General features: G+C 34.3%; 15 protein-coding genes and 1 tRNA gene. 10 read left to right on the top strand and 6 right to left on the bottom strand.

Features of this window, described 5'->3' with window-relative positions; genetic code table 11:
• Positions 1-261: 261 nt before the first annotated feature.
• The 3 genes from ACHZAX_RS15685 to ACHZAX_RS15675 all read left to right on the top strand — a co-directional run bounded on the left by ACHZAX_RS15685 (position 262) and on the right by ACHZAX_RS15675 (position 2,491).
• Entirely contained in the window at positions 262-1,548 is a 1,287-nt protein-coding gene (locus ACHZAX_RS15685) for a bifunctional folylpolyglutamate synthase/dihydrofolate synthase (RefSeq protein WP_320019785.1), read from the top strand.
• Positions 1,549-1,607: 59 nt separating this feature from the next.
• Positions 1,608-1,682, top strand: a tRNA-Val gene (locus ACHZAX_RS15680).
• A 152-nt stretch (positions 1,683-1,834) separates the two neighbouring features.
• Positions 1,835-2,491 carry a redox-sensing transcriptional repressor Rex gene (locus tag ACHZAX_RS15675; protein ID WP_101308842.1) on the top strand — a complete coding sequence of 219 codons (657 nt, stop codon included), beginning with the start codon at positions 1,835-1,837 and terminating at the stop codon, positions 2,489-2,491.
• An 81-nt stretch (positions 2,492-2,572) separates the two neighbouring features.
• Here the strand turns inward: ACHZAX_RS15675 and ACHZAX_RS15670 are convergent, their stop codons facing one another.
• From ACHZAX_RS15670 to ACHZAX_RS15660, 3 genes are all read right to left on the bottom strand, one after another.
• Positions 2,573-2,818 (bottom strand): DNA-binding protein, encoded by a 246-nt coding sequence (locus tag ACHZAX_RS15670; RefSeq protein WP_101308841.1) that lies wholly within the window; start codon positions 2,816-2,818, stop codon positions 2,573-2,575.
• Positions 2,819-2,915: 97 nt separating this feature from the next.
• A complete protein-coding gene (locus tag ACHZAX_RS15665; RefSeq protein ID WP_245870274.1) occupies positions 2,916-4,196 on the bottom strand; it encodes a sensor histidine kinase in 1,281 nt (426 codons plus the stop codon).
• Between the two features lie 67 nt (positions 4,197-4,263).
• On the bottom strand, positions 4,264-5,643 hold the full coding sequence (locus ACHZAX_RS15660; protein WP_101308839.1) for a sigma-54-dependent transcriptional regulator: 1,380 nt from the start codon (positions 5,641-5,643) through the stop codon (positions 4,264-4,266).
• A gap of 248 nt (positions 5,644-5,891) precedes the next feature.
• Here ACHZAX_RS15660 and ACHZAX_RS15655 point away from each other — a divergent pair, with 248 nt between their 5' ends.
• The 7 genes from ACHZAX_RS15655 (at position 5,892) to ACHZAX_RS15625 (ending at position 16,086) form a co-directional block, all read left to right on the top strand.
• Positions 5,892-7,142 (top strand): efflux RND transporter periplasmic adaptor subunit, encoded by a 1,251-nt coding sequence (locus ACHZAX_RS15655; protein ID WP_320019784.1) that lies wholly within the window; start codon positions 5,892-5,894, stop codon positions 7,140-7,142.
• 4 nt (positions 7,143-7,146) lie between these two features.
• Positions 7,147-9,495 (top strand): ABC transporter permease, encoded by a 2,349-nt coding sequence (locus ACHZAX_RS15650; protein WP_320019783.1) that lies wholly within the window; start codon positions 7,147-7,149, stop codon positions 9,493-9,495.
• 24 nt (positions 9,496-9,519) lie between these two features.
• Complete coding sequence (locus ACHZAX_RS15645) at positions 9,520-10,203, top strand: ABC transporter ATP-binding protein (protein ID WP_101308872.1); 684 nt, start codon at positions 9,520-9,522, stop codon at positions 10,201-10,203.
• Between the two features lie 76 nt (positions 10,204-10,279).
• On the top strand, positions 10,280-12,718 hold the full coding sequence (locus tag ACHZAX_RS15640) for an ABC transporter permease (RefSeq protein ID WP_101308836.1): 2,439 nt from the start codon (positions 10,280-10,282) through the stop codon (positions 12,716-12,718).
• Positions 12,719-12,753: 35 nt separating this feature from the next.
• Entirely contained in the window at positions 12,754-13,041 is a 288-nt protein-coding gene (locus tag ACHZAX_RS15635; RefSeq protein ID WP_101308835.1) for a hypothetical protein, read from the top strand.
• Positions 13,042-13,128: 87 nt separating this feature from the next.
• The gene (locus tag ACHZAX_RS15630) at positions 13,129-14,382 is read left to right on the top strand and encodes a hypothetical protein (protein WP_320019782.1); all 1,254 of its coding nucleotides are present in this window, start codon (positions 13,129-13,131) and stop codon (positions 14,380-14,382) included.
• Positions 14,383-14,775: 393 nt separating this feature from the next.
• Positions 14,776-16,086, top strand: coding sequence for an ATP-binding protein (locus ACHZAX_RS15625; RefSeq protein WP_320019781.1), 1,311 nt, complete (start codon positions 14,776-14,778; stop codon positions 16,084-16,086).
• Positions 16,087-16,647: 561 nt separating this feature from the next.
• Here the strand turns inward: ACHZAX_RS15625 and ACHZAX_RS15620 are convergent.
• Genes ACHZAX_RS15620 through ACHZAX_RS15610 form a run of 3 tightly spaced genes read right to left on the bottom strand, consistent with a single transcriptional unit; the run spans position 16,648 to position 17,894 of the window.
• The gene (locus ACHZAX_RS15620) at positions 16,648-17,079 is read right to left on the bottom strand and encodes a 3TM-type holin (protein WP_320019780.1); all 432 of its coding nucleotides are present in this window, start codon (positions 17,077-17,079) and stop codon (positions 16,648-16,650) included.
• Positions 17,066-17,356: a hypothetical protein gene (locus tag ACHZAX_RS15615; RefSeq protein ID WP_320019779.1), complete on the bottom strand. Its 291-nt coding sequence runs from the start codon at positions 17,354-17,356 to the stop codon at positions 17,066-17,068. The genes ACHZAX_RS15620 and ACHZAX_RS15615 overlap by 14 nt, the downstream gene beginning before the upstream one ends.
• Positions 17,343-17,894 (bottom strand): M15 family metallopeptidase, encoded by a 552-nt coding sequence (locus tag ACHZAX_RS15610; RefSeq protein ID WP_320019778.1) that lies wholly within the window; start codon positions 17,892-17,894, stop codon positions 17,343-17,345. The genes ACHZAX_RS15615 and ACHZAX_RS15610 overlap by 14 nt, the downstream gene beginning before the upstream one ends.
• Between the last annotated feature and the right edge of the window lie 1,125 nt (positions 17,895-19,019).

The raw sequence follows: 19,019 nt of genomic DNA, 5'->3' as shown, positions 1-19,019 counted from the left end.
GTGTTAGAGGTTAATTTCGACAGGCATTTAGAGCCAGGCTTTATTTTATCATAATTATAAAATACTACTACTTAAATTGTTAGGTCTAAAAGTGATTCTATATCTCTTGATTTTAGGAAACATACCTAATGCTTTCGATTAAATAGTAGCGTTTCATAGTTTTAATTTAGCAATTTTTGCAGGAAATTCAACCTGTTAACACAAATTTTAAGAAATTTTATTCTTCTTTGTAAAATCATCAATATTAGTAGAAAATACAAAATGAATTATCAGGAAACTTTAGATTATATGTTTACTAAACTGCCTATGTATCAGCGTACAGGGCAGGCTGCTTATAAAGCCAATTTAGATACAACATTGGCTTTGGATGAGTATTTTAATCATCCCCATAAGAAGTTTAAATCGATTCATGTTGCAGGAACAAATGGAAAAGGATCAGTTTCTCATACTATTGCGTCTGTTTTGCAATCAGCGGGTTATAAAGTTGGTCTGTACACTTCGCCCCATTTAAAAGATTTTAGAGAGAGAATAAAAGTTAATGGTGAGCTTGTTTCTGAGGATTATGTAGTTGATTTTATTCGGAAGCATCAAGATAAATTTGAAGAATTATGTCCTTCCTTTTTTGAGATGACAGTTGCGATGGCTTTTGATTTTTTTGCTGATGAAAAGATAGATGTTGCTGTTGTGGAAGTAGGCTTAGGAGGAAGGTTGGATTCGACTAATATCATTTCGCCTGAACTTTCGGTGATAACTAATATAAGTAAAGATCATACTAATTTGTTAGGCTCGGAGCTTGCACAAATAGCCACAGAAAAGGCTGGAATTATAAAGAAAAATGTTCCTGTTATTATTGGAGAGAAACAGGAAGAGGTGATTGATGTCTTTTTGAGAATTGCCTCAAACAACAAATCTGATCTGATATTTTCAGAAGACAGGTATATGAATCAGTCCTCTGAATTGATTGATAACAAAAGAAATCTTGTTTACCAGTCTCTTGAAAATAATTCAATAATCAATTTATCGTGCGATTTATTGGGTCTTTATCAGATTAAGAATATCAGAACTGCTCTATGTGTGTTTGATGAATTGAATAGCAAGGGGTGGGGTATTTCCGAAGAATCTATGAAACATGGAGTTTCAGGAATAGTTAAAAATACTGGTTTGTTAGGGCGTTGGCAGACAATTGGCAATGCTCCAAGAGTAGTGTGTGATACCGGACACAATGTTGCAGGAATTAAAGAAATAATAGAGCAAATTGAATCGATGGATTACGGAAAACTGCATATTGTTTTTGGTGTCGTAAATGATAAAGATCTCACTAATATTCTTGAATTAATGCCGAAGAATGCGAGCTATTATTTTAGTCGGGCAGATATTCCCAGAGCATTGGATCAAGAAGTTCTTGCTGCAAAGGCAAAAACTTATGGATTGCTTGGAAATACATACCTGTCTGTGAAAGAAGCTCTAGAGGCTGCGAAGACAAATGCTCTTGAAAATGATTTGGTTTTTGTGGGAGGAAGTACTTTTGTTGTTGCAGAAGTTGTATAAACAAAACTAAGGTTTTTATTGCTCTGGTAATTTTTTCTGTTTATATTTGCAGTCGTTAAGGGCGATTAGCTCAGTTGGTTCAGAGCACTTGGTTTACACCCAAGGGGTCATAGGTTCGAATCCTATATCGCCCACATTTACAAGAAATTAATGTATTGTTTTTTGTAGTGTCCCCAGCGCCATTTATTTAAAATTAAATTTGTATAACAAAATAATCATTAGAGAAATTTTTCTTTAATGGAAGCTTGGTTATTTTTGTTTTCATTTAAGGTGTAAGTAAGAAATTATGGTTCAAAGTTCTAAGAAAATTCAGGGGGTTCCTGAGCCGACAATTAGGCGCATGCCGTCATACTTAGCATTTGCAGAAGGCTTGTTAAGGAAAGGACAGCAGTTTGTTTCATCTACGCAGATAGCAAACTACATGAATATCGACCCCACCCAAGTCACAAAAGATTTATCCTATACAACTATTGTTGGAAAAACTAGAGTAGGTTACGAAGTTAAAGCGTTGGTAGATGTTTTGTCGGAGTTTCTTGGATTTACTATTATGGATAATGCTTTTCTTGTTGGAGCTGGATCTTTGGGGTCTGCATTATTGCATGATAGTGGATTGTCACATTTTGGATTAAATATCGTTGCGGCTTTCGATGTTAATTCTTCGACCATTGGGAAAAAATTTAATGATATTGAAGTATTCCACATCGATCAATTTCGTGATTTATCGCAGGAAATGAATGTGGTAATGGGAATTATTACTGTTCCAGCTGAAAATGCTCAAACAGTTGCCGATTTGATGGTAGCATGGGGTATTAAAGCGATTTGGAATTTTACGCCGGCAAGAATCAAGGTTCCGGAAGATATCATTGTTCAAAACACAACACTCTATTCTAATCTGGCAATTATTTTTAATAAATTGCATAACGATAGAAAAGAAGTTCTGTAAGATATAAGATCAATAAAATAAAAGACAGGGCTGTTGGAAAATTTCAACAGCCCTGTCTTTTATTTTATTGATGTTTACAATTTAATCTTCCAGAATGCTAATGGCGTGGTCTAAAATAGTTGTATCATCCAGTTCAACAATACCACCATAAGGGCCTTGTTCAACATGAATTCCTGTGCATTGGCCTTCATCAAAATTGGTTCCACCAAAATAATTTCTAACGGTTTCTACTTCTAATTGTAAATCTTCTGCAATCCTTTGCATACTACCTTCAGGTAAACTATCTTTAATTTCTCTTAACTTATTGAATGTGATTGTTTTAGTCATATGCTTTTAAGTTTTAATTAAAGGTTAGAAATTGATTTGCTCCTTAAATTTAACGAAAGTAATTGTTAATTTAAAATTATTAGGGTGTTAAATCATGTTAAAAAGTAAGAGTAAAACTGGTTTTTTCGTTTGGAATTGACTGTGCAGTAATGGTTCCTCCGTGCAATCGCAATATCTGTTTTGACAGACTTAATCCAATACCAGAGCCTTTCGGTTTTGTTGTGAAAAATGGAATGAACACTTTATCAAGCACCTCTTTTATAATGCCTTGTCCGTTGTCGCTTATTTGAATTGATATTCTGCCTCTTTTGTTCATAAAGGCTTTCAGTTCAATTTTTGGATCGGTTGTGTGTTCGAGTGCATGAATAGAGTTTTTAATCAAATTGATTAAAACCTGTTCAAGCAGCTGTTCGTCGGCAGAAAGCTCCAGACTTTGAGGGTTGATACTAATCTCACATTTGATGCCTTTCCTCTTTATTTCCTCTTCCATCAGGCGATGAATGTTGTCAAATAGCTTCTCTATCTGAAAAATACCGAAATTTGGCTTTGGAATTTTTGTAAGATTCCGATAAGTATCTACAAAATGCAAAAGTCCGGAACTTCTTTTATGGATTGTTTCAAGAGCCAGTTTAACCTCGTTCAGTGTCTCCAGATCCTCATCTTGAAACTTATTGGTGTTGTTTTCCCCGAAATCATCAAGAATTGTTGTTAGTGTAGTAGAAAGGGAAGAGATTGGCGTAATTGAATTCATAATCTCATGAGTAAGTACCCGAATAAGTTTTTGCCAGGATTCAATTTCTTGTTCTTCCAGTTCGTATTGGATGTTTTTAATTGACACAAGTATTACTTGCCGGTTGTTAATTTTAAACTCGGTAGCGTAAATTGCAAGCTTTAGGATATCCTCATTGTCAATAACTTTAACCAGTGTGTTTTCTCCATGCTTAAGGCTTAACAGGCAATTTACAAGTTCCTCACTAAAACCGCTTAAGTCTTGTATTTTTTTAAGGTTGCTTACCTGAAAAAGTTTCTTAGAGGCATTGTTAATCATTTCTACTTTTCCATCGCGGTGAAATGCAATTAAGCTAATTCCAATGTGTTGAATTACGGTTTGTAAATAGAAATAATGTTCTTCTTTTTCTGCTCTTATTTTTTGAAAATCAGTAATTACCGCATTGAAAGACTCCTGCAGCTTGTCGAATGAGCTTCCAAGACCCTGAACCTGGAAATTTCGTGTGAAATCAGAATATCGTATGGATTCCAGAAAATTCTTTAGCAGGCGGTTGGTTTTTTCAACGTACTTAATAATTTCATATATTTGATAAATAATCGCAATAAAAGTAAGGCTTGCTGTGAAGTAGAGGCTCTTTTTTGCAATCAAGTAAAATAATAAGAATATCGTTGCTGAGAGCACGATGATTCTTATTATAAAATTAATCCGGAAGCTTTTATAAACCATATTTTTCTAGTCTTCGATAAAGAGATGTGCGTGTAAGACCTAATTCTCCAGCAGCTTTGGAAATATTTCCTTTATTTGTTTTCAATACTTTCTGTATGATGTTCTTTTCAACTTCTTCAAGGTTATAGGAGTCAAATTCAACATCATCCTGACCATTTCTTTCAATACTTACTTGGAAATCGGCCGGATCCAGATTCCGATCGTCTGCCATAATGATTGCCCTCTCCATTAAATGTTGAAGTTCTCTCACATTTCCAGGCCAACTGTAATCGTAAAGTTTGTTTAGGCATGCTTTTGATAGAGGGTTGATGCCTTTTTTATATTTTTTAGAATATATTTCAAGAAAATGATTTGCCAAAAGCGGTATGTCTTCGTATCGTTCTCTTAAAGCAGGAAGACTTATTTCAACAGTATTAATTCTGTACAGAAGATCCTGACGATATCTGTCTTCTGATGCCATTTGTTTTAGAGGCATATTGGTTGCACATATTAAACGGATGTCGATAGGAATTGGCTTGTTTGATCCAACCCGAATCACTTCTCTTCGCTCTAAAACAGTTAATAGTTTTGCTTGCATCGGCAGGCTTAAATTCCCAATTTCATCTAGGAATAGTGTTCCGCCTGAAGCAATTTCGAATCGGCCGGGACGGTCGGCGCGGGCATCTGTAAATGCACCTTTCACGTGTCCAAACAGTTCGCTTTCAAATAAGTTTTCATTTATGGATCCAAGATCAACGCTGATAAAAACTTCATCTTTTCTTGATGAGTTTCGGTGCAGTGCTCTTGCAACCAATTCTTTGCCCGTACCGTTTTCGCCAAGGATCAAGACATTGGCATCTGTTACCGCCACTTTTGTGATGGTTGAGAATACCTGCTGCATTTCAGGAGATGTACCAATAAAGTCATTAAACGGTTGGTCAAGAACTGCATTTAATTCTTTTTGTTTTGTCTTTAGTTCTTTGACTTCATCTTTCGATCTGCGCAGTTTTATTGCTGATGAGATGGTGGCAAGAAGTTTTTCGTTCTGCCATGGTTTTAATATAAAGTCTGTAGCACCTGCTTTTATAGCTTTTACCGATTTTTCGATATCGCCATAAGCTGTAATGAATAATACAACCGCCTGTGGGTCAATTTCAAGTATTTTATTTAGCCAATGATATCCTTCCTGACCGCTAATTGCATCTTTTGTAAAATTCATGTCAAGCAACACAACATCGTAATGATCCTGTTTCATGAGTTTTGGAATCATTTCTGGATCAGACTCTGTGTGTATTAATTCTACGTGTTGTTTAAGCAGCAACTTTAAAGAAAACAGGATATCTTCGTTATCATCAATAGCTAATATTTTGCCGTTTTTTTGATTTGCCATAATTTGAATTAATTTGTCGTTTCAGGTTTTGGTACTTAAATAGGAATCCAAGTTATCATTAAAATTTTAATATTAAAAGAAAAATGTTCGCATACGTACAGTTCTTGTATTGTTTTCGTTCACAGATGCGTGGAAATCAATAAGTTTTGGTTTTTCAAGGAGTTGTTAATCAATGTTAAAAGTGTTTTGGCATGAAAGTGGCTATATTGCGGTTGTGTTTGAAAAAGGATTAAAAAAGTCAAATTATAATGGATAGAGTTATTGAAAAGAAAGCCTGGTATTTACTAAGGAAAAACTGGTACTTGGCGGGAGCCGTTCTAGGTGTTGTTGTCTTGTATGCAGCATTTTTGGGAGAGTCAGGATCCCGATTACGTGTTGATGCAGAGAAAATTTCAATTGGAGATGTGAAGACTGATTATTTTCAGGAATACATTGCCCGAACGGGAACGGTTAATCCAATTACCACTGTTTATTTAGATGCTATTGAAGGAGGCCGGGTTGAAGAGATACTGCTGGAAGAAGGAAGCATGGTTAAAAAGGGGGATGTAATACTCCGTTTAAGCAACTCAGAGTTGAACCTGCAAATATTAAATTCGGAAGCTGGCTTTACTGAGCAGGTAAACAGATTACGGGATACCCGTTTAAGTATGGAACAGGATCGTTTGAATGTAAGAAGAAGTTTGTTGGATATAGATTTAAATTTGGCAAAGAGTAAAAGGGCTTATCAGAGAAATAAAATTTTCTTTGAGAAGGATTTAATTTCCCGGGAAGAATTCGACGAGTCAAATGATAATTACAATTACTATAAAAAAACCAGAGAGTTGCTTTTGGAGAGACAAAGAACCGATTCTCTTGCGCGCACAATTCAAATTCAACGATTGGATGCCAATTTGAAAAACATGGAAAACAATCTGGAAATGGTTCGTGCAAAACTCCAGAATTTAAATGTAAAAGCACCTGTTGATGGTCAGTTAGGATCTTTAAATGTTGAATTGGGAGAGTCAAAGTCAAGAGGGCAGCGCTTAGGGCAGGTGAATGTATTGGATAATTATAAAATAAATGCGATGGTTGACGAACTCTACATTGCACGATTAAATAAAGGATTAAAGGCTAAATTTAGTTTTAGCGGCGTTGATTATAATTTAGTGGTTTATAAAGTTTATCCGGAAGTACGTAGTGGTCAGTTCGAAATTGATATGAAATTTGTTGGTGAGCTTCCTCCTGGAATTAGAACCGGGCAAACATTTAGAACAAAAATTGAATTGGGAGAGCCCAGGGAGGCTGTGTTGATTCAAAGAGGAGGTTTTTTTCAAAGTACTGGAGGGCAATGGATATTCGTTGTGGATCCCAGTGGTGAGTTTGCCGCAAAACGTGCAATTAAACTGGGAAATCAGAATCCAATGTATTATGAGGTTCTTGAGGGGTTGAAACCGGGAGAGAGAGTTGTAACAAATAGCTATGAATCTTACGGAGATGTTGACAAATTGGTTTTAAAGTAAGTGGATGTTAAGAATTTTATTGAATACCGTTTTACGAAGTTTATATCGGCAAAAAGCCTACTCCTTAATGAATATTTTAGGATTGGCAACTGGTGTGACTTGTACGTTACTCATATTAACATGGGTAGAATATGAAACAGGATTTGATAAGTTTCATGAGGATATTGATCAGGTTTATAGCGTTTATGAGAGTCAGAACTATGCAGACGGGGATGTGTTTTCGGTATATTCAACACCTGCGCCATTAGCCGAATCAATAAAAAGAACATTTCCGGAAATTAAGTATTCCACCAGAATGGTTACTACCTGGGGGCAATTAATTCTTTCTGTGGATGGGAAAAGTTTTGTTGAAGATGGCGGGAAAATTGTTGACGCAGATTTCTTTCAGATTTTTACTTTTCCTATCGTAGAAGGAGAAAAAGAGAATCCTTTTAAAGAGGAAAATTCAATTGTGCTTACAGAGAAGCTCGCTCAGAAATTGTTCGGCGAATTGGATCCGATTGGAAGAAAGATTGAAATAAATTCCAAATTTGATTATGTAGTTTCGGCCGTGATTCAAAATCCGCCGGCTAATTCATCAATAACTTTCGACTTTATTCTTCCTTTTCAATTTTTTGGGAAGTTGTGGGCTTATGATTTAAATGATTGGGAGGCAAATACTTTTCACACTTTTATCAAGGTAGAAGAAGGAGTTGATTCGGATGATTTGGCAGCTCAGTTACAAACGTATATTAAAGATCGTATTAAGAATTCAAATGTAGATCTTGATCTTCAGGCTTTCGTGAAATATCATTTGTATGCCATTAATACGAATAAAGTTGGTTCAATTTGGTATGTGAGAGTATTCCTGCTGGTAGCTGTTTTGATACTTTTAATTGCCTGTTTTAATTATATGAATTTGGCAACAGCCAGATCAGAAAGAAGAGCAAAAGAAGTTGCTGTTAGAAAAGTAGTTGGAGCTCAGCGAAAAGGTTTAATCGGTTTATTTCTTGGCGAATCGATATTTTTCACATTAATATCCTTAGGAATAGCCGTTGTTTTGGTCGAATTACTACTTCCTGTTTTTAGCGATTTAACGGATAGAGATTTGTCACTGGGGATAAATAATATAAAATTTTTGTTTAGCGTTTCGGGTATTGTATTGCTTACTGGAATTGTGTCAGGAAGTTATCCGGCGTTGTTTCTGTCCTCTTTTCTGCCAATTCATGTAATTAAAGGTGTGTCAAGAAAAGATTCTGCTCTGCTCAGGAAGGTGTTGGTAGTCATTCAGTTTAGTATGTCGATATCTCTGTTTATTTGTTCAGGAATTATTTATCAGCAACTGAAATTTTTAAGGGAATCGGATGTTGGCTACAATAAGAACGATTTGATTTATATTGAGATGGCAGATGATTTTAATTCGATTTATCCTAAGTTGAAAAATGAATTGATTAAAGTCCAGGGAGTTTACTGGGTAACTGCAGCAAACCAAATGCCGGTAAATTTTACAAATTCAACTTGGGATGTAGATTGGCCCGGGAAAATAAAAGATTCTGAAGATATCTTGTTTCAATTGTCTTTTGTGGATTATGATTTCATTGAAACATTTGAAATGGATGTGATTCAGGGGAGGGGATTTTCCAAATTGTATGGCGGGGATAGCTTGAAATTTATTATTAATGAATCGGCGGCAGAAAAGATGAATATGGTTCATACCATTGGAGAACCTTTGCAGATTTGGGATTATTCGGGCGAGGTGATAGGTATTGTTAAAGATTTTAATTTTAATAGTCTTCAGGTTGGAGTGGAACCCTTAATCATGATGCGAAACCCGGCAGCTTTTAAATACATAGGGATTCGAATTGGAGAAGATGTGGAGCCAATTCTAAATAAAATAAGAACAGTCTGGGACTCAACAGTTCCGGATATTCCGTTTACTTATCGATTTTTGGAAGAGGACTTTAAGTATTTTTATACGGCTGAATCTCGAATGAGTAAAATATTTATTTCATTTACAATAATAGCTTTTATTATTTCATGTTTGGGATTGTTTGGGCTTGTTTCCTTTGTTACAGAACGGAAATCCCGTGAAATGGCACTAAGGAAGGTCTTTGGAGCTAATATGGATACTGTATTTCAATTGTTGTTGAAAGAATTTTTTAAATGGGTAATGCTTTCCAATTTCATTGCTTGGGTACTTTCATTTTTTGTGATGGAGTGGTGGTTAAAAGGGTTTGCCTATCGGATAGATATTGGAATTGGAATTTTTATCTTGTCAGGATTTGTATCTCTGTTGATAACCTTTCTTACAGTTTATCAGCAAATATGGAAATTGGCTTTAAAAACTCCGGTGCGTGTGCTAAAATATGAATAAGTGATTGTTTAAATAGATATGGCTATGATTAATACTAAAAATTTAATTAAAGTTTTCAGAACCGATGAGGTGGAAACTACGGCATTAAATAATGTCAATCTGGAAATTAATAAAGGAGAATTTGTCGCGATAATGGGCCCGTCGGGATGTGGCAAATCAACCTTGCTGAATATTATTGGCTTGCTTGATAATCCAAGTGAAGGAGAGCTGCATTTTAACGGTTATCAGGTAGAGAACTACACTGAAAGGCAAAGAACAAATTTGAGAAAAGAAAACATTGGTTTTGTTTTTCAAAGTTTTAATTTGATTGATGAATTGACTGTTTTTGAGAATGTTGAGTTGCCTCTTTTGTATATGAAAGTATCGGGAGCAGAGAGAAAAAGAAGAGTAAATGAGGCATTGGAAAGAATGAATATTGCCCATAGAGCTAAGCATTTTCCTCAGCAATTATCTGGTGGACAGCAACAAAGAGTTGCTATTGCAAGAGCTGTTATTTCAAATCCCAAATTGATTTTAGCGGATGAACCAACGGGTAATTTGGATTCGGCTAACGGAGAAGAGGTGATGAATCTTTTAACTCAGCTTAACGAGGAAGGAACTACAATAATCATGGTAACTCACTCGCCGTCAGATGCAGATAGAAGTCATCGTATTATTCAGTTGTTTGACGGACATATTGTAACTGAGAATATGAGACAAAAGCTCTAGAAAGGAAATATTATTGTTATTAATCAATTCTTTGGTTTATATTCTGAAAATTGAGCTGCATATTAATCAGGCAAGTATGTTTAAGAATTTTTTCATTACGCTTTTTCGAAATTTTTCCAGAAACAAATTCTATACAACAATTAATATTGTTGGTTTATCAGTAGGATTGATTTGTACAATTTTAATTTTACTGTTTGTTCAGGATGAACTTTCATACGATAAGTACAATGTGAATCATGAACGGATCATTCGTTTGGGATCAGATTTTACTTTGAGTGGAAAGAGAGACCGTGTTGCGACATCGCCTTTACCATTCGGGCCAACCTTTGCTGAGGAATTTCCTGAGGTGGAGCAGTTTGTTCGGTTTCAAGGTTCAGGAAGACAGCAGTTTAAATATGATGATAAAGAGTTTTATGAAGAACATATCGCCTTTGCTGATTCTTCTGTATTTACTATTTTTAGCTTTCCCCTGCTAAAAGGAGATCCCCAAAAAGCTCTTACTCAGCCATACTCAATAGTGCTAAATGAAACTCTGGCAAAGAAGTATTTTAACGGCGAAGATCCAATAGGCAAGATTTTGCTTGTTGGCGAAAATACAGCCTATACTGTTAGTGGAGTAATGAAAGATCTCCCTTCCAACAGCCACTTTAAATATAATGCTTTCTATTCCATGAAAACATTGGAAAGCATAAGGGGAGCGGAGCAATTTAACAGTCAGCAGCCAATTTCATTTTGGTCTTTTAATAATTATACGTTTTTGCTGTTAAAAGAAAATTCGGAGGCGGATGCTATTCTCGAAAAGTTTCCGGCTTACTATGAGAAATACATGAAAGAGCTTGGAGATCAATTGGGAGTTTCCTACAAATTAATAATTCAGCATCTTGAGGATATTCATTTAAGATCACAATTGCAATGGGACGCTCCAACCGGCAATATAAAATACATATATATTCTTACTGCGATTGCCATTTTCATCCTGTCCATTGCCAGTATTAATTACATGAACATGGCAACCGCACGGTCTTCGAAACGAGCAAAAGAGGTTGGTATTCGTAAAGTGGTTGGTGCACAAAGAGATAATATCATTCGTCAGTTTATGATGGAGAGTATATCTTTAACAGTTTTTGCTCTTATTATAGCCTTAATATGTGTTGAGTTATTGTTGCCTCTGTTTAATCAATTGGTAAATAAGGATCTCACATTGAGTATTTTGGATACTCCGGAGGTGATTCTGTTTAATGTAATTCTAGCCGTCCTCTTAGGTCTTATTTCGGGGAGTTATCCTGCTCTTTACTTGTCTTCAATTCAGCCGGTTTTTATTTTAAAAGGAAGAAATGGCAAAGGTGGGGCAAATGGTTTTTTGCGAAAATTGCTTGTGATCTCACAGTTTACAGTTTCAGCCATGATGATTAGCGGAACTATCATCGTTGCATCTCAATTCCTGTACATGAATAGTATGGATGTGGGATTTAATAAAAAAGATATCGTTGTTTCGGTTATTCGCGATTCAGTATTGCGGACTAGAATAGATGCGTTAAAAATGGAGCTGAAGAAAAACCCTAATATAAAGGCTGTTGCAACTTCGAGTTCATTAATTGGTTTTGGAGGATCGAAAACGGTGCATTTGTACGAGAGTGATGAAGGGATGCAGCAGTATGCATTAAATTTCAATGTTATTGATTTTGATTATATCGATTTAATGGAAATGAATATTCTGAAAGGAAGAAATTTTAATCGTGAGATTCCATCAGATACAATCAATGCATTTATCGTTAATGAGTCGGCCGCAATTAAATTTAACTGGGGCGAAAATGCCTTGGGGAAAAAGCTTCAGGTTGGAGTGGAAATTGAAGGTGTTGAAGATGGGGGAGAAGTTCAATTGGGCGAGGTGATTGGTGTAATTCGGGATTTTAATTATCAGCCTCTTAAAGATTTAATTGAGCCGATGAATCTTATTGTCTCGGAAAATCCTGATTACCGAAGGAATTTGCACGTGAAAATTAATTCTGAAAATAAAAAAGAGACCCTACTATATATTCAGAAAGTATGGAATGAGTTCTGTCCCAATATGTCATTTGGTTATTCCTTTTTGGATGATAGAATGAAAGAAAATTATGAACCGGAAGAAAGACTGACATGGATTTTTTCAATTTTTTCTTTGATAAGCATTTTAATTGCATCCATGGGTCTGTTTGGATTGTCCTCTTTTATGGCCGAACAACGAACCAAAGAACTGGGCATTCGGAAGGTATTAGGTGCATCGGTAGCAAAGTTGGTGTATTTGCTGACTCGTGAATTTATCAGGTTAATTGTAATTGCGAATATCGTAGCTGTTCCAATATCTTATTGGGCTTTAAGTGCGTGGTTGAGTGATTTTCCTTATCACATTTCAATAGGCATTTGGATATTTGTTGTCACCCTAATTGTTTCTTTAGTGATTGGATTGTTTACTGTAGCATGGCAATCTTACCGGGCAGCAAGTTCCGATCCAATTAAGGCAATTAAATATGAATAAACTCAAATAGTATAAACCTTCTAAATCATTTACTCATGAGAGAAATATGTGTGCCAATACCACTTGGCGATGATAATGAAGTTGCAGAAGTAGAAGTTAAACTTGCGAATAAGAAAATATCTGTATTTTTTAGATTGGAATCATTTTCTTGGGATGTATCCAAAGAAATGGCAGATAAATCAGATGATATAACAGAGAAATTACTCAAGATATATAATTTGAAAAAGCTCATCGCCGACTATGATTCAGATTGGGAATTGATACAGATTTTTACTCCTTTAGAGTCATCAAAGAACATTCAGGTGCTGTTTCGTAAAAAATAGCTGAAGATATTATTTATTTCTTGTGTAACTTTTGTTGTGTCTATTCGTCATACGAGCGGAAAGAACAATAAACTTAAATCAGGAAGTATGGACCGTCTAGCAAAAAATCTCTTATTCTTTTTTCTTTTTATTCAATTGTTTTTTGGCTCATTCTCTGTTTTGGGTCAAACATATTCATGTTATTTATACGGTAGTATTACTACTATTGATGGAGATATGTACAAAGGCGCTATTCGTTGGGATGATGAAGAGGTGTTCTTAACAGATGTGTTTAATGCCGACAAAGAAGAAAATCCTTACCTGAAATACTTTCCGGAATCCAAAATCAAAAATAATGAAGAGGGATACAGTAGAAAGAGAACATGGGATCGCTTCGAAGTCACAATTAATGATGAGAGGAGAAATTTAAGCAGTGTTTACGATCGAAAATTTCAATGTCGGTTTGGCGATATAAAATCAATATCTGTAACAGGAAGCGAATCGGTAAGTTTAGAGCTTAAAAATGGAAAGTATATTAACTTAAGCGGTGGTTCAAATGATGTGGGAACAAAAGTTTGGATCATTGATCAGGAATTAGGATTGTTGAAAATTGATTGGGATCGTATTGATATAGTCAATTTTGAAACAACACCTACTGATCATGTGGAGACTTTTGGAGAACCAATTTATGGAAAGATTACAACAACGAAAGGAGAGTTTACAGGTTTTATTCAATGGGATCACGATGAGCGTCTTTTGGGAGATAAATTGGATGGAAGAAGTCGCGATGGAGACGTATCCATCTCTTTTGATAAAATAAAAAAAATTGAAAAAACAGAAAATGGAAGTCTCATTACTTTGCATTCCGAACGACAGTTCGAATTGACGGGTGAGAATGATGTTAATAAATACAATAGAGGAATTATAGTTAGTATTCCTAATGTTGGAAGAGTAGATTTTCCCTGGAGTCACTTTCTTTCTTTGGAGATTCTCCCTCTTTCCAAAAATACAGATTGTTTATCTGAATTTAGGATATCGCAAAGGTTGTTCGGTACATTAGTTACAAAGGAAGGTAAATCGTATAAAGGAGTAATTGTTTACGATTTAGATGAGGCAATGGATTCGGAAATTTTAAATGGTTTAAATGATAAATTGGAATTTGCTATCCCTTTCAGAAATATTGGCAGTATTAAACCAATGGCATACAACTATTGTCTTGTTGAACTAAAAAATGGGATGAAGCTGTATCTTGGCGACCAAACCGATGTTTCCAATAAAAATGCCGGAGTAATTATTTTTGTAAATGAAGATGAATATCAAAACTTTAAATGGGAAGATATCGAACGTATCGATTTTATGTGAAAATCTTCATATTTAGAATAGATGTCCCATCTTGATTTTTTCAAAATGGGATTTTTTTTGTAATTAACTGATCTTATCCTGTTTTCTTAAACTTCTGATGTTTTTTGATAAAAGAATCATTACTTCTTTAAGTGTATTTAGATCTCCGTACTCTCCCATATCTAGAGTTAATTTAGAATATGAAAATTATCTCAAAAGTGCTACTATCTTGGCATTTAATTAACTATTGTGATGCTTATTGCTGCTTGGGTGGCTGTTCTTGATCGGACAACTATTTATTGAGGCAATAAAATTATTCCCATAAATCTGGATTTTCTCATTTTTAAATGCAATATTTATATTGTCGTAACTGTGGTTACGGTAATGTGAGTTACGATAAAAAAATAAAGTGACATGAAATTTTATAATAGGGAAAAAGAAATAGCTCAACTTCATAAGATTGAGAAGAAATCTAGAAATACTGCACAAATGACCTTTATGCTTGGTCGCAGACGTATCGGTAAGACGAGTTTGTTGATAAGAGCTACAGAAAATTATAAAACGCTTTACTTTTTTGTGTCCAAAAAAAGCGAGCCGCTTTTGTGTGAGGAGTTTACCACTGAAATAAAGAATAAGCTTGGAGTTGATATTTTTGGAGAGTTCAAATCGTTCAAAGATGTATTTGGCTATCTGTTGGATTTATCCACCAAGCAGCATTTCACCCTTATAATAGATGAATTTCAGGAGTTTAATTCTATCAACTCCTCAATATATAGCGAAATGCAGAATATTTGGGATTCTAATAAAAATGAATCATCGATTAATTTATTACTCTGTGGTTCGGTATATTCATTGATGTCTAAAATTTTTGAGAATTCTAAAGAGCCTCTTTTTGGTCGAGCTACAGCAAGAATTCATCTTAAAGCTTTTGATATAGCTGCACTTAAAGAGATATTATCAGATCATTACCCAGAATACACTAAAGAAGATTTACTTGCCTTTTATCTTGTTACAGGTGGAGTCGCCAAATATGTTGAAATGTTAGTGGAGGAAGGTAGTTTTATAAAGAACGATATCCTTGATCATGTATTTTCGGACAATTCCCTTTTCATTGATGAAGGTAAAAATGTATTGATTGATGAATTTGGTAAGGATTACGGTAATTATTTCTCGATACTATCATTGATTGCATCCTCTAAAACATCAAGAGTTGAGATGGAGTCTGTTCTTGAAATAAATATTGGAGGTTTTCTAAATCGATTAGAGAGTGATTATGGTCTGATAAAAAAGGTAAAGCCTATTTTCTCTAAACCAAATAGCCGATCAATCAAATATCAGATTAAAGATAATTTTTTAAACTTTTGGTTTAGATTTATTTACAAATATAGAAGTGCTGTAGAAATTGGAAATATTGATTATATCAAGAATATAGTTGAGAGAGATTATGACGTATACTCTGGCCGTATACTTGAAAAGTATTTTGTGGATAAAATGATACAAGAAGGCATATATTCCGATATAGGTACTTATTGGGAAAAGGGAAACAAAAATGAGATTGATATTGTTGCAGTTAACGAATACGAAAAACGTTTAGTTCTTGCTGAAGTAAAAAGGAATAAGGATAAAATTAAACTAAATATTTTGCAGCAAAAGGCATCTTCCTTGCTAAATGATTTTAACAAATACTCTATTGAATACATTCCCTTGTCTTTAGATGAAATGTGATTATTATGAATCCTTTTATAATGTGCTATTATGCGTCTTCATGCACAGTAAAAGGACTGACTTTGATTTTTTTTAAGGTATCCGAATTGGTATCTGCTTTTGATGTGGATTAGACGGATTATAACATAAAAACACCAATAAATCATTTATTTATTTATTTATTTATTTATTGGTGTTTTTATGTTGAGTGGAGCTGTAGGGAATCGATAGGCACACCTAGAGGTATGTCAGTGAGCGTTTTACGTCTTTGTGATGTCAAATAGGTATCCGAAATTATTTTATTTTTTCGTTGTTTCTTTTAGAAAAAAACGCATTTGATTATAATTATTGTTCTTTTCGTGAGAGATCATACTTTCTCGCATTGTTTTTAAATGACTAAATAGTTCCTCATATGTTTTTATTTATTAAAGAGAGGGCTAAATATAAAATTCGAAATGAATACTGTTTTTTGAATTAGCAAATCAACAAACCCCTTAACTTTATTGCTAAGGGGTTTGTGCTGGTTGATAAATTTTCATGCTTGATCTAATTTATTTAACCATATTATAAGGTCGATGAAGGCTATTGCCTTTTACTTTTTTTATTTAAAGTAATACCAGCATTGGTTAAACTACCAGCAATCTTTTCAGCGCTTCTGCCAATAACAAATCCGCCTAAACCAATTTCTAGTAAATCCCAAAATTTTGTTGGTAAATCTGCTGGGGGTAGTCCAAACACTTTAGAAATAAAATATTCGTAAATGACTATAAATCCAAAAGCTAACATGATAATTGGTCGCCAACTTCGTTGTAATTTATTACCATTAACTTCTGCAAGAACAATGTCTCTTTGTACATCCATCATTTTACCCGCAAATGTATTTATCACATCCATTATCTCCTTTTGCAGAGTAAGACGTTCTTTATCGGTTGTTACTAACTTATCAATTATTCCCGAAACAGCATTGCCTGTTTCTTTAATCAAACCTCCTTTTATACTATTAAATAGTCCCATGTGCATTAAAATTTCGGCATGATGCCTGTTTGCTTTCTAAATTTCTAATTCTCACTGAATGATCGTTTAACCTACTCTTATTAACTTCTTCTCTATTGTACAAATTCTTAATCTGTTCCGCTTGCTGAGTAGTAACCATAGTGAGCCTCTCAACAGAGCTGATTAAAATATCCATTTTTGCGCCAAAACGAGTAGCAATAATTCTAGCTGCAAATAATATTACAGAAAACCCAGTCGCTAATACACCAGTAAGTACCCATACTTTAATCGTCTCCATTAAGCAAACCATTTTCTGTTAATATTGCTTTAATTACTTCAGAGGGATATAGTTTTAATGGATTACTACCTACCCGAAGTTGTGCATGTGGTAAATCTTTAAATTTCTTCTGAAAATTACCTCCCCATATTAAATCATTTTCTTTTAATGCTTCAGCATAAGTATCCCAACCAATTTTATAGTCATTGTATTTCCACATGGGTTTTCCTGATAATAATGGAACAGCATCAAAAGCTTCTCCGTATGCGTGAAAACTTTCTCCGGGAGCTGCATTAGTAACTGGTTTTATTTGTTTCTGAGGACCGACATTTTTGATTATATCTGCTAGAAATTTAAACCCTCTGCTTTCGAGTTTAATTATTTTATTCTCGATAAACTTCCAATCGTGTGATTTCCGAAATAGGACCGCTTGTTCCTCTAGTGGTCTCATTGTACAATAGATTAATATTACCACTCCTTTATCTTTGCAATATTCTTTTACCCGTTTCGCTTTTTCCTCCATTTCAGGAACAAGACTTGTTATACTTCTACTTGCCATAATTATTTTCTTAATTGATTTATAATAAGTACTTCTTTTTTACCTAACTAAGGCAAATATGTAGAAGTTGTTTTCATTAAACAACTTGATTTATAGTCAATTGCAGTAATGAGCAAAACACTTGTATATCAAATCCATTCTTTACAATTAAAAAGCGACTAAGTTATTTGTGTTCAGAAGTTTGTCTTGAAGAGAAGCTGTCATCTATTTAAGGTGCAATATAAACTGTCATAAAATTAATAAGTGTAAAACTCAAATTATATAATCAATAAAATTGAGCTATTATAAATTCGCATTTTACAAATTAGGAACACATTTCTTTCAAAATTTCTTTAGTCGAGTATCTAAAAATCGAATAGGATAATCGATCTCAATTGTGATAAAGCGCATCAAATTATCATTCGATGAACCATTGGTAAAGCATCTAAAATATGTTTTCTTATGTAGATAACAACAAAATAACACAAAGCTTTTACATTCCTATTTTATTCTCTAATAATCGACTTGCATTCTGTTAATCAGATATGTAGGTTTGTTTTGAATTCTGTCAAAAAGAGTTTAGTAACAAACATTATTATCTGCATTGCAAATTGGAATTGACAGGAATAAATGCGCGATTTTAAAATTAGTTGGGTATTGTTCAGTATAAAGCTGATAATAAGTAGATTAATGTTTGCTAACAAAATGGCACTTCAGATTTTAATGTGTCCGCTAGATGCGGGGTGCTTTAGGTTGTTGAAAATTCCACCATTAGAATGATAAAGCTAATCTGTGGGAATTAATTATTTCTCCCAATTTGGATGAAATAGAAGAAACAGACACAAGAAAGCATTATTAGGGTATTAAGAGAATAAACTTACTTGAAACTAAAAAGATTGGTGGCAAATGTTTCAATATGAATGAGATTGATGATGGCTGGATTCTTTTTCGAAGCTTTTATGATTGGTTCGCACATTTGGGGAAAAGGCGAACAATAGAAAAGACAGTTCATTTTATTTAAAATGAAAACCTTCCTTAATTCGATGAGATTATTTCATTATTGTTAATACTCGCATGTAAAAGGCTGAAAACTAATTGTCTATTGACACTAAAACGATACCACTTCCGACTAAACATTAAGACAAT

Origin of the sequence: Labilibaculum manganireducens (assembly GCF_963665805.2) — a bacterium.
GTDB classification, from domain to species: Bacteria; Bacteroidota; Bacteroidia; order Bacteroidales; family Marinifilaceae; genus Labilibaculum; species Labilibaculum manganireducens.
The sequence above is the reverse complement of the archived record's forward strand: the minus strand, read 5'-3'. Positions and strand labels throughout refer to the sequence as shown.

Coding starts and splice junctions, on each gene's coding strand:
- ACHZAX_RS15685 (WP_320019785.1), top strand. CDS start 262: ATGAATTATCAGGAAACTTTAGATTATATGTTTACTAAACTGCCTATG.
- ACHZAX_RS15675 (WP_101308842.1), top strand. CDS start 1,835: ATGGTTCAAAGTTCTAAGAAAATTCAGGGGGTTCCTGAGCCGACAATT.
- ACHZAX_RS15670 (WP_101308841.1), bottom strand. CDS start 2,818: ATGACTAAAACAATCACATTCAATAAGTTAAGAGAAATTAAAGATAGT.
- ACHZAX_RS15660 (WP_101308839.1), bottom strand. CDS start 5,643: ATGGCAAATCAAAAAAACGGCAAAATATTAGCTATTGATGATAACGAA.
- ACHZAX_RS15655 (WP_320019784.1), top strand. CDS start 5,892: ATGGATAGAGTTATTGAAAAGAAAGCCTGGTATTTACTAAGGAAAAAC.
- ACHZAX_RS15650 (WP_320019783.1), top strand. CDS start 7,147: ATGTTAAGAATTTTATTGAATACCGTTTTACGAAGTTTATATCGGCAA.
- ACHZAX_RS15645 (WP_101308872.1), top strand. CDS start 9,520: ATGATTAATACTAAAAATTTAATTAAAGTTTTCAGAACCGATGAGGTG.
- ACHZAX_RS15640 (WP_101308836.1), top strand. CDS start 10,280: ATGTTTAAGAATTTTTTCATTACGCTTTTTCGAAATTTTTCCAGAAAC.
- ACHZAX_RS15635 (WP_101308835.1), top strand. CDS start 12,754: ATGAGAGAAATATGTGTGCCAATACCACTTGGCGATGATAATGAAGTT.
- ACHZAX_RS15630 (WP_320019782.1), top strand. CDS start 13,129: ATGGACCGTCTAGCAAAAAATCTCTTATTCTTTTTTCTTTTTATTCAA.
- ACHZAX_RS15625 (WP_320019781.1), top strand. CDS start 14,776: ATGAAATTTTATAATAGGGAAAAAGAAATAGCTCAACTTCATAAGATT.
- ACHZAX_RS15620 (WP_320019780.1), bottom strand. CDS start 17,079: ATGGGACTATTTAATAGTATAAAAGGAGGTTTGATTAAAGAAACAGGC.
- ACHZAX_RS15615 (WP_320019779.1), bottom strand. CDS start 17,356: ATGGAGACGATTAAAGTATGGGTACTTACTGGTGTATTAGCGACTGGG.
- ACHZAX_RS15610 (WP_320019778.1), bottom strand. CDS start 17,894: ATGGCAAGTAGAAGTATAACAAGTCTTGTTCCTGAAATGGAGGAAAAA.